Genomic DNA, 14,238 nt, shown 5'->3' with positions numbered 1-14,238 from the left:
TACCCATGCAACGTATCGTACTGGCCTGCGCAGCAGGCATGTCCACCTCAATGGTGGTGACGCGAATGGAAAAAGAAGCCGCTGCCCGTGGACTGGCATACCAAATCTATGCGATCCCGGAGCAGAATCTGCGTGACGAGCTGGAAAACTACCCCGGCGAAGTGGCGGTGGTGCTGCTGGGGCCGCAGGTGCGCTTTAAGCTTGAAGAGAACCGCAAACTTACCGACAGCCACAATATCCCGATTGCGGTGATTGATTCGGTGGCTTATGGCACCCTTAACGGCGCAAAAGTACTCGATCAGGCGCTGGCTTTGGTAAGCTAGGCGTCATTGATGGTCATAATGATTTAAAAGGTGAAGCTCTGTGGACAAAGGTGCGCCTGCGCAGGAAAAAAAGCAGTATCAGGAAATCGGGCACGATCTGCGGCAGCAAATCATCGATGGCCACTACCCTGTTGGCTCTCGTCTGCCGCCTGAACGCAATATTGCGGAAACCTGGGGCGTCAGCCGCACCATTGTGCGTGAAGCGCTATTGATGCTGGAGCTGGAAGGAACGGTGGATATTCGCCAAAGCTCCGGCGTTTATGTGATGCGCATCCCGTCGGAAAGCAGTGACGAAGAGGAAGCATTTTTCCGCAGCGACGTCGGGCCGTTTGAGATGTTGCAGGCGCGCCAGCTGCTGGAGAGTAATATCGCCGCATTTGCAGCGAAAATGGCGACTAAAGCCGATATTGAAAACCTAAAACGCACCCTGGAGCAGGAGCAGCGCGCCATCGCCCTCGACGATAAAAGTCAGGACAATGACAAGCTGTTCCATCTGTTGCTGGCCGGGGCCACTCAGAATCAGATGCTGCTGGATACCGTCAACAGCATCTGGCGTCATCATGAGAGCAGCCCGCTGTGGCAGCAGCTGCGCGCCCATATTGAAACCCGCAGCTACCGGCTGAAATGGCTGGGCGATCATCAGACCATCCTCGCCGCGCTGCGTCGTCGTGATGTGATGGGATCGTGGCAGGCGATGTGGCAGCACCTGGAAAATGTGAAACACAGTCTGCTGGAGTTGTCAGATGCTGATGCACCCGACTTTGACGGCTATCTGTTTGAGTCCGTGCCGATTTTCCAGGGGAAGCTGGTGTGAGTTTGCTGCGCATTGTGCCGTTAACTACCGTGCCGGAACACCGCGAGACGATTATCGACTGGCAGTGGCGGGCATTTGGCAGCGATAACAGCCGCGACTTTTTTGCCAGTGTGATCGACAGCAGTTTGCACGGTGCCGATCTGCCGCTGACCTTTGTGGCGCTGGACGGCGATCGTCCGGTGGGTACCGTGGGATTATGGCGCTGCGATCTGATCAGTCGCCAGGATCTGTTTCCCTGGCTGGCGGCGCTGTACGTCGATGAAAGTTACCGGGGGCAGGGTTTAAGCGAACAGCTCCAGCAGACGGTGATTGACTGTTGTCATCAACGCGGTGATGCGAATCTGTATCTCTATTCAGCCTGTGCGGATTATTACGAGCGTTTTGGCTGGCAGTATATGGGCGATGCGTTGGATTATCCGGCGACGGCGGTACGGTTGTATCATAAGGCGCTGAAATAAAACCGGGTCGGGCATGCCCAACCCCTACGTCATCGGAGGATGTACACCGGGTCGGGCATGCCCAACCCCTACATCATCGGTGGATGTACACCGTGTCGGGCATGCCCAACCCCTACATCATCGGTGTATGTACACCGGGTCGGGCATGCCCAACCCCTACATCATCGGTGTATGTACACCGGGTCGGGCATGCCCAACCCCTACGTCATCGGTGGATGTACACCGGGTCGGGCATGCCCAACCCCTACGTCATCGGTGGATGTACACCGGGTCGGGCATGCCCAACTCCTACATCATCGGTGGATGTACACCGGGTCGGGCATGCCCAACCCCTACGTCATCGGAGGACGTACCCGTAGGGGCGAGGCATGCCTCGTCCCTGTTTACTGCGGTGCTCCGACCGAATGACGCCGCACCAGCGTCGGGCTGAAAAGATTCGTAATCTCCGGCAGTGGCTGATTGTGCGCCAGCGCCAGTGCCAGTTCCGCCGCCTGCTGTGCCATCGTCACAATCGGATAGCGCACCGTGGTCAGACGCGGCCGCACATAGCGTGAAACCAGCACGTCATCAAAACCAATCAGCGACATCTCTTCCGGCACCCGCACGCCATTGTCGCTCAGCACGGCCAGCGCACCCGCCGCCATCGAATCGTTATAACAGGCTACGGCACTGAAGGTTTTTCCCTGGCCGAGCAGTTCTGTCATCGCCTGTTCACCGCCCACTTCATCCGGTTCGCCGAAGGCCACCAGACGGTCATTACAGGGTAAGTTGTGCTCTTTCAACGCATCGTAATAGCCTTGCAGGCGGTCGGTAGCGTCAGAAATGGAATGCGTTGAGCAAATATAGGCAATGTTAGTGTGTCCCTGCTGGATCAGATAGCGCGTTGCCAGCCAGGAGCCGTAACGGTCATCCAGTGCAATACAGCGGGTTTCAAAACCCGGTAACACGCGGTTCAACAGCACCATCCCTGGGATCTGCTTCATCAACGGCACCAGCTCGGCATCAGGAACCTGCTTGGCATGGACCACCAGCGCCGCGCAGCGGTGACGCATCAGTTGCTCAATCGCCTGACGTTCTTTCTGCTCATTATGGTAACCGTTACCAATCAGCAAAAAATTACCGGTTTCCCAGGCGACAGAATCGACAGCTTTGACCATGGCACCGAAAAACGGGTCGGAAACATCCCCGACCACCAGACCTATGGTTTCCGTCGACTGTTGAGCCAGCGCCCGTGCATTGGCGTTCGGGTGGTACTGTAAGGACTCCATCGCGCTGGTTACGGCCAGGCGCGAACTTTCACTGGCTTTAGGGGAGTGATTAATCACACGCGACACGGTCGCCACCGAAACGCCCGCGAGCCTGGCAACATCCTTTATCGTAGCCATTCGTTAAATGTCTTCCTGGGTAAGCGTTTACATTGCCATTAGTGTTGCGGAAAGCGCCAGTGACTGCAAGCCTGCATCGCCCCGCAGAATGTCGCAGCCATCGCAAAGCCGATCGATAAACGGCCTGTGCCGCTGCAGGATGAAAAATGATATTCTGAGTTTCCAGAAAAATACCTGCTGAGTCGATCCTGTCATGACGATTAAAAAAGTGCCACATCTTGCCCACTGGGGTGCCTTTAGCGCCGTAGTTGAAGACGGGAAACTGCTCCGCTGTGAGCCTTTTTTCGCGGATCAGGATCCGTCACCGATGCTCAACAGCATCCCCGAACTGGTCTACTCCGATAAACGTATCCGTAAACCGATGGTACGTCGGTCGTGGCTGGCATCCCGTGAAAAGAGTGACCGCACCCTGCGCGGACGTGAAGATTTTGTTGAAGTGGACTGGGACACCGCGCTGGACCTGGTGGCTGAAGAGAATCGCCGCGTGCGCGATCGTTACGGTGCCAGCGCCATCTTCAACGGTTCTTACGGCTGGTCTTCTGCCGGACGCGTTAACCATGCGCGTACTCTGGTCCGACGTTTCTATAATCTGGGCGGTGGCGGCATCGACCAGCAGGGCAACTACAGCTGGGGCGCGGCACAGTTCTTCCTGCCGTATGTGATTGGCACCTACATGCCGCTGACCGGGCGCGTGACCGACTGGCCGAGCGTGGTTTCACACTGTGAGATTTTTATCGCTTTTGGCGGGCTGGCGCTGAAAAACAGCCAGGTGGCTTCGGGGGGCGCAGGGGAGCACAGCCTGAAGCCAGCATTGCTTCAACTGGCGGCGAAAGGCACCCCGGTGGTGAATATCAGCCCAATGCGCGATGACTGCCCGGCGTTTGTTAACGCCGAGTGGATCCCTATCCGCCCGAATACGGACGTGGCCCTGATGCTGGCCCTGGGCTATGAAATTGAACGCCTGGGTGCCGTCGATAACGCCTTCCTGCAATCCCACTGCGTGGGGTACCCGCAGCTGCGTGCTTACCTGCTGGGTGAGGGTGACGGCCAGGCGAAAACACCGCAGTGGGCCAGCGAGATCACCGGCATTCCGGCGGCGCGTATTGCTCTGCTGGCAAAACAGCTGTGCGGTAAACGCAGCTTTATTACCTGCTCTTATTCCGTGCAGCGCGCGCATCGTGGCGAACAGCCTTACTGGATGATGATTGCGCTCTCGTCCATGCTGGGTCAGCCGGGGCTGCCCGGCGCCGGATTCTCGTTTGGCCACGGTTCGATGAACAGCGTAGGCAACCCGCGAACGGAAGGGCCATCGCCGCTGATGTCTGCCGGATTCAATCCGATTGCCGATCTGGCGATCCCGGTGGCGCGTATCAGCGATATGTTACTGAACCCCGGCACGGAATATACCTTCCAGGGGGAAACGCACACCTATCCTGATATTCATCTGGTTCACTGGGCAGGCGGAAATCCGTTCCATCATCATCAGCAGCTTAATCGTCTGGTGGAAGGCTGGCAGCGCCCGGACACAGTGATTGTGCAGGATATTGTCTGGACGCCCGCAGCACAGATGGCCGATATCGTCCTGCCGGTGACAACCTCGCTGGAGCGCAATGATATTGGTGGATCGTCAAAAGACCGCTTTGTGCTGGCGATGCACCAGGCGATTAACCCGCAGCATCAGGCACGCAACGACTTTGATATCTTTGCCGATATCGCCGAGCGTCTGGGCTATCGCAATACCTTTACGGAAAACCGTAACGAGCGCCAGTGGATAGAGCATCTCTACCAGCAGTGCGCGGTGGCGCATCATGGCAAAGGCATTGATTTCCCGGAGTTCGACACCTTCTGGCAGCAGGGGCATGTGGAGATCCCGCCTTCTGAGAAGGGCTGGGTATTTATGGACGATTTCCGCCGCGATCCGGTTGCTCACCCGATTAAAACCGCCAGCGGTAAGATCGAGCTGTTCTCAGAAACCATTGCCGGGTATCAGCTGCCAGACTTTGGCCCACACCCGGAGTGGCAGCCGCCGCAGGAGTGGCTGGGTGCGCCGATTGGCCAGCGTTTCCCGCTGCATATGATCTCCATTCAGCCGCATGATCGTCTGCACAGCCAGATGGACGCCACGCCATCGGTACAGGCGAATAAAACGGCCGGACGTGAAACCTTGCTGATGCATCCACAGGATGCCGCAGCGCGGGGTATTAGCGATGGCGATGTGATTGAGGTCAGTAACGATCGTGGCATCATGCAGGCGGGTGTGCGCATCAGCGACGGCGTGAGCCCGCAGGTGGTACTGATTGCCACCGGGGCATGGTTTAATCCGGGCTTCGGTAAAGCCTGGAAACCTTACGACCAAGCCGGGAATCCGAACGTGCTGACGTTGGATATTGGCACCTCGTCCCTGACCCAGGGGCCGAATGCTATGAGCTGCCTGGTGGAGATCAGAAAAGCGGATGTCACTGCCTGAGCATTTCACCGTGAGCCAGGTGTGCCGTTCTGTGGGAGACATGCATAAAACCCTACAAATCACATAGCTGGTTACATTTTGCGGGTAACTGTTGCGATTCCTGAGTAGCGGCTTAACGTGCAGGGTTGCTACAGTTCAAGTCCCAGAGGTATTGATGGGTGAACATCAAAAAGTTTTTAACGCTTTGTTTCACCAACCTGCGCAGATGCGCAGGTTTTTTTTGCCATTTTTTCGGGGTTTTTATTTTAACTGTCTGATTTTTATTTTCTTTTTTAAAGGCGCTTCAGGCTGTTCTCCGGCTGTTTCACTCACGATCTGAAACACTGTTTCCCTGTCATCTCCACACCATTTTTTGTATAACTGCCAGCAAGTTATCTCCCAGCCCGTACCGGAACCTACATGCCCCCGTTTAAACGAAACTCGGCGAAATCTCAGCCTGCACCCACGTTCAACCCTGTGCGCTTTCGGGTGGTCTGTCTGGGGGTATTCGCTTGCCTGGTCTTTCTGCTGGCGAGTGTGGCCGATTTACAGCTGATCAACCATCCGATGCTGGAAAAACAGGCCGATGAACGCTCATTGCGTACCGTCACCCTGCCGACTAACCGGGGAACGCTGCTGGATCGTAACGGCGAAGCGCTGGCGTTAAGCGTGCCTTCACGCGATGTGATTGCCGACCCACAACGTGTGCTGGAAGGGCACCCTGACTTTACCAGCCCCAAGTGGCAGTATCTTGCCAATGCGCTGGAGCAACGCCCTGAGCAACTTGCCGCGCAGATTAATGCCAACCCGAAACGCCGCTTTCTCTACCTCGGGCGCAAAATTGAATTAGGGATTGCCAAAGATATCGTCAAGCTGCATCTGACCGGGATCACTACGGTTTACGACGACAGTCGTTACTACCCGATGAGTGAGGCAACGGCCCCTCTGCTCGGTATTGTTGGGGCGGATAATGCCGGGCTGACCGGGCTGGAAAAGGGCTTTGATAAGCTACTGCAGGGCACACCCGGCGTGGAAAAATACCGTCAGGATGCCAGTGGCAATATCGTTGCGATGATCAACTATGAACCGCCACAGCAGCCTCCTACCGTGCAGCTCAGCATTGATAAATTTGATCAGTACACCCTCTACAGCAAACTGCGTGATGGGGTGCTCCTGAATAAAGCGGACTCGGGTGCGGCGGTGTTGGTGAAAATCGATACCGGGGAGATCCTCGGAATGGCGTCCTATCCGTCCTTTAATCCCAACAACTTTGTCGATGTCTCCCCTGCGCAGATGCGCAACACGGCCATCAATGACAGTTTTGAACCCGGATCAACGGTGAAACCGCTGGTGGTGATGGAAGGGCTGGCACGTAAACTGGTGCGCCCGGATTCGGTACTGGATACCACGCCTTATCGCGTCAATGGCCACTTGATCCGCGACGTTGGCCACTGGCCGCGTCTGACCATGACCGGTATTCTGCAAAAATCCAGTGATATTGGCGTGTCGCACATTGCCCTCGCGATGCCGGCAGAGGTGTTGGTAAATACCTACCATGCGTTTGGTCTCGGTAAGCCCACCGGATTAGGTTTGACCGGGGAAAGCGTGGGCTACTTCCCGCTGCACCGTGAGCGCTGGGCCGATATCGAGCGTGCGACCTTCTCCTTTGGCTACGGCCTGCGCGTGACACCACTGCAGATTGCGCGAGAATACGCCACTCTGGGGTCTTTTGGTGTTTATCGGCCACTGTCCATCACGAAGGTCAGCCCGCCTGTGGCGGGCCGCCGCGTGGCGGATGAAGACACGGTACGTGCCGTCGTGCATATGATGGAAAGTGATGCCTTACCGGGCGGCAGCGGGGTGCGTGCTGCTGTGCCGGGTTATCGTCTGGCCATAAAAACCGGTACGGCAGAAAAGATGGGCGACAGCGGCAAATATGATGGCGGCTATATCAACTACACCGCCGGAGTGGCTCCCGCCAGTAACCCGCAGGTGGCGTTGGTGATTATGATCAACCATCCGACGGCAGGCGATCACTTCGGTGGATCGGTCGCCGCCCCGGTATTCGGCAACATTATTGGCCCGGTACTGAAGCATATGAATATCGCCCCGGATGCGATTTACCATCCGGGCTGATCCCTCAGAGTCACACCGCCAGCCCACGCCTTTGCGTGGGTTTTTTTTTACCCCTTCAATCTCTATTTCACCATTTTATCCTGTTAGTTTCTTTTACTGACAACTTTTCTGTGGTGCGTACACGAATCGACAAAATAAGCACAGGCCAAAGGGCTAAGGTGGGACACCACGGTGCAGTAACGCATTCCATTGTGTCGTGTCAGCCCCCTGAGGTGTTGGTAGCGCTGCGGGGGGCGTTTTTGACCTTCAGGAACCGATAATATGCCGAAACTTAAAGACAGGACGCCAAAAACTGGCGGTCGTTCAGCAGCCTTTCAGCTACGCATCCACCCTCAGCTGCACGATCAGTTGAGAATGATCACCGACAATGACAATGTGACGCTCGCCTGCTGGCTGAAGGATCTGGCCCGGCGTGAACTCAGAAGGAGGGGCGTTGAGCCACTGGGTTAACCAGGGCATTAATTGCAGGAGGCAACAGCTATCAGCATCCGCCAACCGATGCGGCACGAGAAGCTTACTCGTCGCGTTTCGATAAAGAACTTAGCGGAAACTTAACACAGCCAGATTTTTGCACCCTCTATAATGCCCTTCTTTTATGAGAGTAATCACTCTCGTTATTAATTTTAAAGCTATCTAATTGAGACTTCACCATGCGCTTAAGGATTCTTCCCGCGAGTTTGCTTTTTTTGCTGGCCGCCTGCGACCAGACCACGACCCCGCCTCAAGACACGTCCGTTCAGGTCGGTATCAGCACCTTACACAGTGAGCCGGTCACGTTGTTTAAACAGTTACCGGGCCGAACCACGGCCATCCGCACGGCAGAAGTGCGCCCCCAGGTCAGCGGTATTGTCCTTAAACGCCTGTTCACGGAGGGGAGCGAAGTGAAAGCGGGACAATCGCTTTATCAGATAGACCCCGCCAGTTATCAAGCCTCCTACGACAAAGCACTGGCGACCTTGATCAACGCGGACAAAGTGGCAGCGCGCTACAAACCGCTGGCCGCTGCTCATGCCATCAGTCAACAGACCTACGATGACGCGGTAGCCACTGCGCGTGAAGCGAAAGCCGATGTCGAAACGGCGCGCGTTAACCTCAATTACACCCAGGTACGGGCGCCCATCTCCGGTCATATCGGGCGTTCACTGTCGACCGAAGGGGCGCTGGTGACCAACGGGCAAAGCAGTTATATGAGTCTTATCCAGCAGCTCGACCCCATTTATGTCGATGTCAGTACCTCGTCACTGGATCTCATCGCGCAGCGTCGCGCACTGGCCGAAGGGCTGTTAAAAAAAGTGGGAGATCATGCTGCGGCGGTAAAACTGACGCTGGAAGATGGTTCTCTCTATCCGCAAGAGGGGCGGCTGGAGTTCTCGGAAGTGACGGTGGATGAAAGCACCGGCAGCGTTACGTTGCGTGCCATCTTCCCCAATCCGAAACGTGAACTGCTGCCGGGCATGTTTGTCCACGCCAGTTTCCCGCAGGGGATCGCCGAACAGGGCATTCTGGTGCCGCAGGAATCGATCATGCATGACACCAAAGGTCGGCCTTATGTCTACCTGGTGGACGCGGACAACCGCATCAAGGAGCAGTCGATCACCACCGGTCAGATGATCGGTCACAAATGGTTGGTGAATTCCGGACTGAAATCGGGCGACCGGGTGGTCGTGAATGGGCTGCAAACTGTGCAGGCCGGAACGCGAGTGACCACCACTGCCAGCACGAGTGGGTCATCGAACGCCTCGAAAGTCAATCTGACTACCACCGACGCATCGGCGCAGTAGCAAGGAAACCCTGATGTCTAAATTTTTTATTGAACGTCCCATCTTTGCCTGGGTGATCGCTATTGTGGTGATGTTGGTGGGGGGACTGTCGATTTTGAGTCTGCCCATCAACCAGTACCCGAATATTGCCCCCCCGGCGATTTCGGTGCAGGTAGCCTATCCGGGTGCGAGCGCAGAAACGACGCAAAATACCGTGGTGCAGGTCATTGAACAGCAGTTGAACGGGCTGGATAACCTGCGTTATATCGAATCACAAAGTAACAGTGACGGCAGTGCGTCAATCATCGTCACCTTTAATCAGGGCACAGACCCGGATATTGCCCAGGTGCAGGTGCAGAACAAAGTGTCGCTGGCTGAATCACAATTACCGACCGAAGTGGTGAATCAGGGGATCAACATCCGTAAGTACCAGGCCAACTTTATGCTGGTGGTCGGGCTGACGTCGAGTAATCCCAAGCTGAGTAATGGCGATCTCGCTGACCTGATGGTGTCGAAATTACAGGACCCGATTGCGCGCAGCAACGGCGTGGGGGATTTTATGGTGATGGGGGCCGAGTACGGAATGCGTATCTGGCTCGACCCGGCAAAACTGTATAAATACCAGCTGGTTCCCAGCGATATCACTACGGCGATCAGCCAGCAGAACGTGCAGGTTTCCAGCGGTAAACCCGCCGGATTACCGACGGTGTCGGGCGCAAGATTCAGTGCGACTATCGTCGGGAAAACCCGTCTGCAGTCAGTGGAGCAGTTCAAAAATATTCTGTTAAAGGTCAATGCTGATGGTTCACAGGTGCGCCTGCGTGACGTGGGCGGTATCGATCTTGGCCCACAGGATTACAGCATTTCCTCCACCTTTAACGGTGAACCGTCGGTCGGTATTGCACTGCGCCTTGCCAGTGGCGGTAACGTGCTGGATGCGATCAACAGCGTGCGACATACCGTTGACGGCATTAAACCTTTCCTGCCGGAAGGGGTGAAAGTCAATTTCCCGTACGATACAGCACCCGTTGTCAGTGCCTCGATTGAGGAAGTGGTGAAAACGCTGATCGAAGCGATTGTGCTGGTCTTCATGGTCATGCTTTTGTTCCTGCAAAACCTGCGTGCCACGCTGATTACCACGATGGTGGTTCCGGTGGTGCTGCTGGGCACATTCGGTATTCTTGCGGCCTGCGGTTACACCATCAATATTCTCACGATGTTTGGAATGGTGCTGGCCATCGGGCTGTTGGTGGATGACGCTATCGTGGTGGTGGAAAACGTCGAACGTGTGATGCACGACGAAGGGCTGGATCCGAAAGCCGCCACGATTAAGTCCATGCAGCAGATTCAAGGAGCACTACTGGGAATTGCGCTGGTGCTGTCAGCGGTGCTGCTGCCGATGGCCTTCTTCAGTGGTTCCACCGGGGTTATCTATCGCCAGTTCTCAATCACTATTGTCTCTGCGATGGCGCTCTCGGTGCTGATGGCGATGATTTTCACCCCTGCACTCTGCGCCACGCTGCTGAAAGCGACCTCTGCCGAGCATAAAACCACCGGGATGGCGGGCTGGTTTAACCGTAAATTCGACACCGGGACGCTTTATTACACCCGCGGCGTGAGTCGCGTTATTTCCAAACGAAAGCTGTTCCTGGTGATCTACGTGGCCATTATCGCCGCAACAGGTTATCTGTTTACCCGCGTACCCACCTCATTCCTGCCGGATGAGGACCAGGGGGTGATGATGGTGCAGGTGACGCTGCCCGCCAATGCCTCCAGTGGACGCACCCAGGAGGTGCTGAATGACATTGGTGGCTGGTTGCTGAAGAACGAACCTGAGGTTAAATCGGTCTTCTCGCCGAATGGCTTCAGTTTTGCCGGGCGTGGGGAAAATGTCGGCATGTCCTTCGTGCTGTTGAAACCCTGGGACCAGCGCAACAGCGAGCAGTCGGTGCAGAAACTGGCCGCCCGCACGATGGCGCACTTCGCCACACTCAAAGATGCCAAGGTGTTTGCTCTGGTACCGCCAGCCGTTATGGAGCTGGGGAATGCGACCGGCTTCGACTTCTTCCTGCAGGACGTCAATAACCAGGGGCATGCCGCACTGATGGCCGCGCGTAATCAATTCCTGTCGATGGCAGCGAAAGATAAGCGCCTGTTCGCTACCCGTCCGAACGGGATGGAAGATGAGCCGCAATATCATCTGATTATTGATGATGAACGTGCGCGGGCGCTGGGCCTCAGCCTGGAAGATGTTAACGATACGCTCTCCACGGCCTGGGGTTCGAGCTACGTGAACCAGTTTATCTATAACGCCCGCGTTAAGAAGGTCTACGTGCAGGGTAACGCGGGGTCGCGTGTGACACCGGAAGACCTCGACAAATGGTACTTCCGTAATGCCAGTGGCGACATGGTCCCTTATTCCGCCTTCGGGAGTGGCAAATGGGAATACGGTTCACCGCGCTATGAGCGCTTTAACGGTGCCTCATCGGTGGAGATTATGGGCTCGCCTGCGCCTGGGTATAGCTCGGGTGATGCGGTAAAAGCTGTCAACGAGATTGCCGCCAAACTGCCCAAAGGGTTTCGTGTTGGCTGGCATGGGTTGTCCTACGAGGAACAGATGTCCGGTTCACAGACTCCGGCGCTGTATACCATTTCCATTCTGATGGTCTTCCTCTGCCTTGCCGCACTGTATGAGAGCTGGTCGATCCCATTCTCGGTGCTGATGGTGGTACCGATGGGCGTGTTAGGCACCATTCTTGCGGTGTTGATGCGTGGCCTGGAAAATGACGTCTTCTTCCAGGTGGGGCTGCTGACGACTGTCGGACTGGCTGCCAAAAATGCCATTCTGATTGTCGAGTTTGCCAAAGATCTGCATGAAAATCAGGGAAAAGGACTGATGGAAGCCGCAATTGAGGCGGCGAAACTGCGTATCCGGCCAATCATTATGACCTCAATGGCCTTTGTGCTCGGCGTGCTGCCGTTGACGATGTCTCACGGTGCCGGTGCGGGAAGCCAGCACTCGATAGGGACTGCCGTCGTCGGCGGGATGATCACTGCGACCTTCCTGGCCATCTTCTTCGTGCCGATGTTTTACGTTGTGGTTGCCCAGCGTTTTACCGCGAAGAAAAAACCGAAAACTGAGGTTGAAGAACATGATGCGTAAGTCTTTCTCCCAGGGGATCTTGCCTCTGACGATGATCCTCACGGGGTGTACTATGGCCCCAGACTATCATCGCCCGGCTTTACCCGTTGCGGCGCATTACGAGAGTCAGGGGGGGGCGGTGCGTGGTGATGGCGCGGACATCCGCTGGCAGAACTTCTTTACCGACCCGGTTATGCACAGGCTGATCGCCAGTGCGCTGTCCAACAACCGTGACCTGCGGGTGGCGGCGCTGAATGTGGAGGTGGCGCGTTCGCAGGTGCAAGTTGATCGCGCCGCCCTGATGCCATCGCTTGATTTCAATGCCAGCGATAGCGCCACGCATCTCCCGGGGAATCTCTATAGCACGCAGAGCAGCGGACCGTTGACGTATCACCAACTGAATACCAGCCTGGGTGTCACCGCCTGGGAACTGGACTTCTTTGGTCGTTTGCAAAGCCTGCGCGATCAGGCACTGGAAGCGTGGCTGGCCAGCGCGGCCACGCAAAGGGCAACGCAGATCACCCTGATTGCTGAAGTGGCTTCTGGCTATCTTTCGCTGTGTTCCGATAACGATCTGCTGAAACTGGCGCAGGATACGGCAAAAAGCCAGCAGGACTCCTGGGATCTGACGAAACGCAGCTATGACGGCGGCGTGGCCAGCGAACAGGATCTGGTACAGGCCGAAACGGCGGTACGTGCGGCGCAGGCGGATATTGCGACCTACAGCCGCCAGGTACGCCAGGATGTTAATGCACTGAGGCTACTGGTGGGCAGCGATCTGCCCGCCAGTCTGCTGGCCGGCGCCCGTTTGCAGAAAGCATGGAACTTCCCGGCCACGCCGGCCGGGTTGCCTTCCGACCTGCTGACGCATCGCCCGGATATTATCGCCGCTGAACACACGTTAAAGGCGGCGAATGCCAACATCGGTGCGGCACGTGCTGCGTTCTTCCCCAGCATTTCACTGACGGCGGCGGGAGGTTCCACCTCTGCGGCCTTTAGCCATCTGCTGTCGGGTGGCACGGCCGCCTGGTCATTTGGGCCCAGTATCAATTTGCCCATCTTCGATGGCGGGGTGAACTCGGCCAATCTGGATATCGCCAAACTGCAAAAACGCATTCAAATTGCGGATTATGAGAAGACGATTCAGACGGCATTTAAAGAGGTGGGGGATGCCCTGGCCGGGCAGGAAACCTACCAGGATGAGTTGAAAGCACGTCAGTTAGATGAAATCGCGAACCAGCGTAACTTCGATTTTGCCAACGTGCGCTACCGGGAAGGCGTGGACAATTATCTGAATGTACTGGTGGCACAACGCTCGCTGTATGCGGTGCAGCAATCATTGATTACCACCCGTCTCGGGCAGCTAAACCAGCAGATTACGCTGTATAAAGCACTGGGAGGGGGATGGAAATCGTGAAGGAATGAGATGAAATCTTTTACTTATTACGAAATTCTTACGCGGTGAGGATAGAATTTCAGCAGTTAAATAGATGATAATAGGAATTACTATCAACAACGATTGATGGTTTTGTGGGTCAGGCGTGCCTGACCCCTACGCATGATGCAGTGTTCACGTAGGCGTACCTACGCATGTTGCACAGTGTTAGCGCAGGGGCCAGGCGTGCCTGACCCCTACGTATGATGCAGTGTTCACGTAGGCGTACCTACGCATGTTGCACAGTGTTAGCGCAGTGGCCAGGTGTGCCTGACCCCTACGTATGATGCAGTGTTCACGTAGGCGTACCTACGCATGTTGCACAGTGTTAGCGCAGTG

General features: G+C 56.0%; 10 protein-coding genes. 9 read left to right on the top strand and 1 reads right to left on the bottom strand.

The window, feature by feature from the left end:
- The first annotated feature begins 5 nt into the window (after window positions 1-5).
- Genes LJN55_RS18515 through LJN55_RS18505 form a run of 3 tightly spaced genes read left to right on the top strand, consistent with a single transcriptional unit; the run spans window position 6 to window position 1,595 of the window.
- Window positions 6-323 (top strand): PTS sugar transporter subunit IIB, encoded by a 318-nt coding sequence (locus LJN55_RS18515; protein WP_133846102.1) that lies wholly within the window; start codon window positions 6-8, stop codon window positions 321-323.
- 40 nt (window positions 324-363) lie between these two features.
- On the top strand, window positions 364-1,137 hold the full coding sequence (locus LJN55_RS18510; RefSeq protein ID WP_133846101.1) for an FCD domain-containing protein: 774 nt from the start codon (window positions 364-366) through the stop codon (window positions 1,135-1,137).
- Between the two features lie 2 nt (window positions 1,138-1,139).
- Window positions 1,140-1,595, top strand: a complete 456-nt coding sequence (locus tag LJN55_RS18505; protein WP_133846137.1) for a GNAT family N-acetyltransferase — start codon at window positions 1,140-1,142, stop codon at window positions 1,593-1,595.
- Between the two features lie 383 nt (window positions 1,596-1,978).
- Here LJN55_RS18505 and galR read toward each other — a convergent pair whose 3' ends face one another.
- The gene (gene galR, locus LJN55_RS18500; protein WP_133846100.1) at window positions 1,979-2,980 is read right to left on the bottom strand and encodes an HTH-type transcriptional regulator GalR; all 1,002 of its coding nucleotides are present in this window, start codon (window positions 2,978-2,980) and stop codon (window positions 1,979-1,981) included.
- Window positions 2,981-3,173: 193 nt separating this feature from the next.
- On the opposite strand from galR, the gene LJN55_RS18495 reads away from it, so the two are divergent.
- The 6 genes from LJN55_RS18495 to LJN55_RS18470 all read left to right on the top strand — a co-directional run bounded on the left by LJN55_RS18495 (window position 3,174) and on the right by LJN55_RS18470 (window position 13,881).
- Window positions 3,174-5,447 carry a molybdopterin guanine dinucleotide-containing S/N-oxide reductase gene (locus LJN55_RS18495; protein ID WP_227535020.1) on the top strand — a complete coding sequence of 758 codons (2,274 nt, stop codon included), beginning with the start codon at window positions 3,174-3,176 and terminating at the stop codon, window positions 5,445-5,447.
- A gap of 399 nt (window positions 5,448-5,846) precedes the next feature.
- A complete protein-coding gene (locus LJN55_RS18490; RefSeq protein WP_227535019.1) occupies window positions 5,847-7,562 on the top strand; it encodes a penicillin-binding transpeptidase domain-containing protein in 1,716 nt (571 codons plus the stop codon).
- A 261-nt stretch (window positions 7,563-7,823) separates the two neighbouring features.
- A complete protein-coding gene (locus LJN55_RS18485; RefSeq protein ID WP_133846096.1) occupies window positions 7,824-8,012 on the top strand; it encodes a toxin-antitoxin system HicB family antitoxin in 189 nt (62 codons plus the stop codon).
- A 200-nt stretch (window positions 8,013-8,212) separates the two neighbouring features.
- Window positions 8,213-9,343, top strand: a complete 1,131-nt coding sequence (locus tag LJN55_RS18480; RefSeq protein WP_159337906.1) for an efflux RND transporter periplasmic adaptor subunit — start codon at window positions 8,213-8,215, stop codon at window positions 9,341-9,343.
- Between the two features lie 13 nt (window positions 9,344-9,356).
- Window positions 9,357-12,485 (top strand): efflux RND transporter permease subunit, encoded by a 3,129-nt coding sequence (locus tag LJN55_RS18475; protein ID WP_227535018.1) that lies wholly within the window; start codon window positions 9,357-9,359, stop codon window positions 12,483-12,485.
- Complete coding sequence (locus LJN55_RS18470) at window positions 12,475-13,881, top strand: efflux transporter outer membrane subunit (protein WP_320443508.1); 1,407 nt, start codon at window positions 12,475-12,477, stop codon at window positions 13,879-13,881. The genes LJN55_RS18475 and LJN55_RS18470 overlap by 11 nt, the downstream gene beginning before the upstream one ends.
- Window positions 13,882-14,238 lie beyond the last annotated feature (357 nt).

The organism is Erwinia rhapontici (genome assembly GCF_020683125.1).
Classification (GTDB): domain Bacteria; phylum Pseudomonadota; class Gammaproteobacteria; order Enterobacterales; family Enterobacteriaceae; genus Erwinia; species Erwinia rhapontici.
Note: the sequence above shows the minus strand (reverse complement) of the source record. Positions and strands in the feature narration are given on the sequence as shown.

Excerpts from the sequence above, each read along its gene's own strand:
- LJN55_RS18515 (WP_133846102.1), top strand. The coding sequence starts at position 6 with ATGCAACGTATCGTACTGGCCTGCGCAGCAGGCATGTCCACCTCAATG.
- galR (WP_133846100.1), bottom strand. The coding sequence starts at position 2,980 with ATGGCTACGATAAAGGATGTTGCCAGGCTCGCGGGCGTTTCGGTGGCG.
- LJN55_RS18495 (WP_227535020.1), top strand. The coding sequence starts at position 3,174 with ATGACGATTAAAAAAGTGCCACATCTTGCCCACTGGGGTGCCTTTAGC.
- LJN55_RS18490 (WP_227535019.1), top strand. The coding sequence starts at position 5,847 with ATGCCCCCGTTTAAACGAAACTCGGCGAAATCTCAGCCTGCACCCACG.
- LJN55_RS18485 (WP_133846096.1), top strand. The coding sequence starts at position 7,824 with ATGCCGAAACTTAAAGACAGGACGCCAAAAACTGGCGGTCGTTCAGCA.
- LJN55_RS18480 (WP_159337906.1), top strand. The coding sequence starts at position 8,213 with ATGCGCTTAAGGATTCTTCCCGCGAGTTTGCTTTTTTTGCTGGCCGCC.
- LJN55_RS18475 (WP_227535018.1), top strand. The coding sequence starts at position 9,357 with ATGTCTAAATTTTTTATTGAACGTCCCATCTTTGCCTGGGTGATCGCT.
- LJN55_RS18470 (WP_320443508.1), top strand. The coding sequence starts at position 12,475 with ATGATGCGTAAGTCTTTCTCCCAGGGGATCTTGCCTCTGACGATGATC.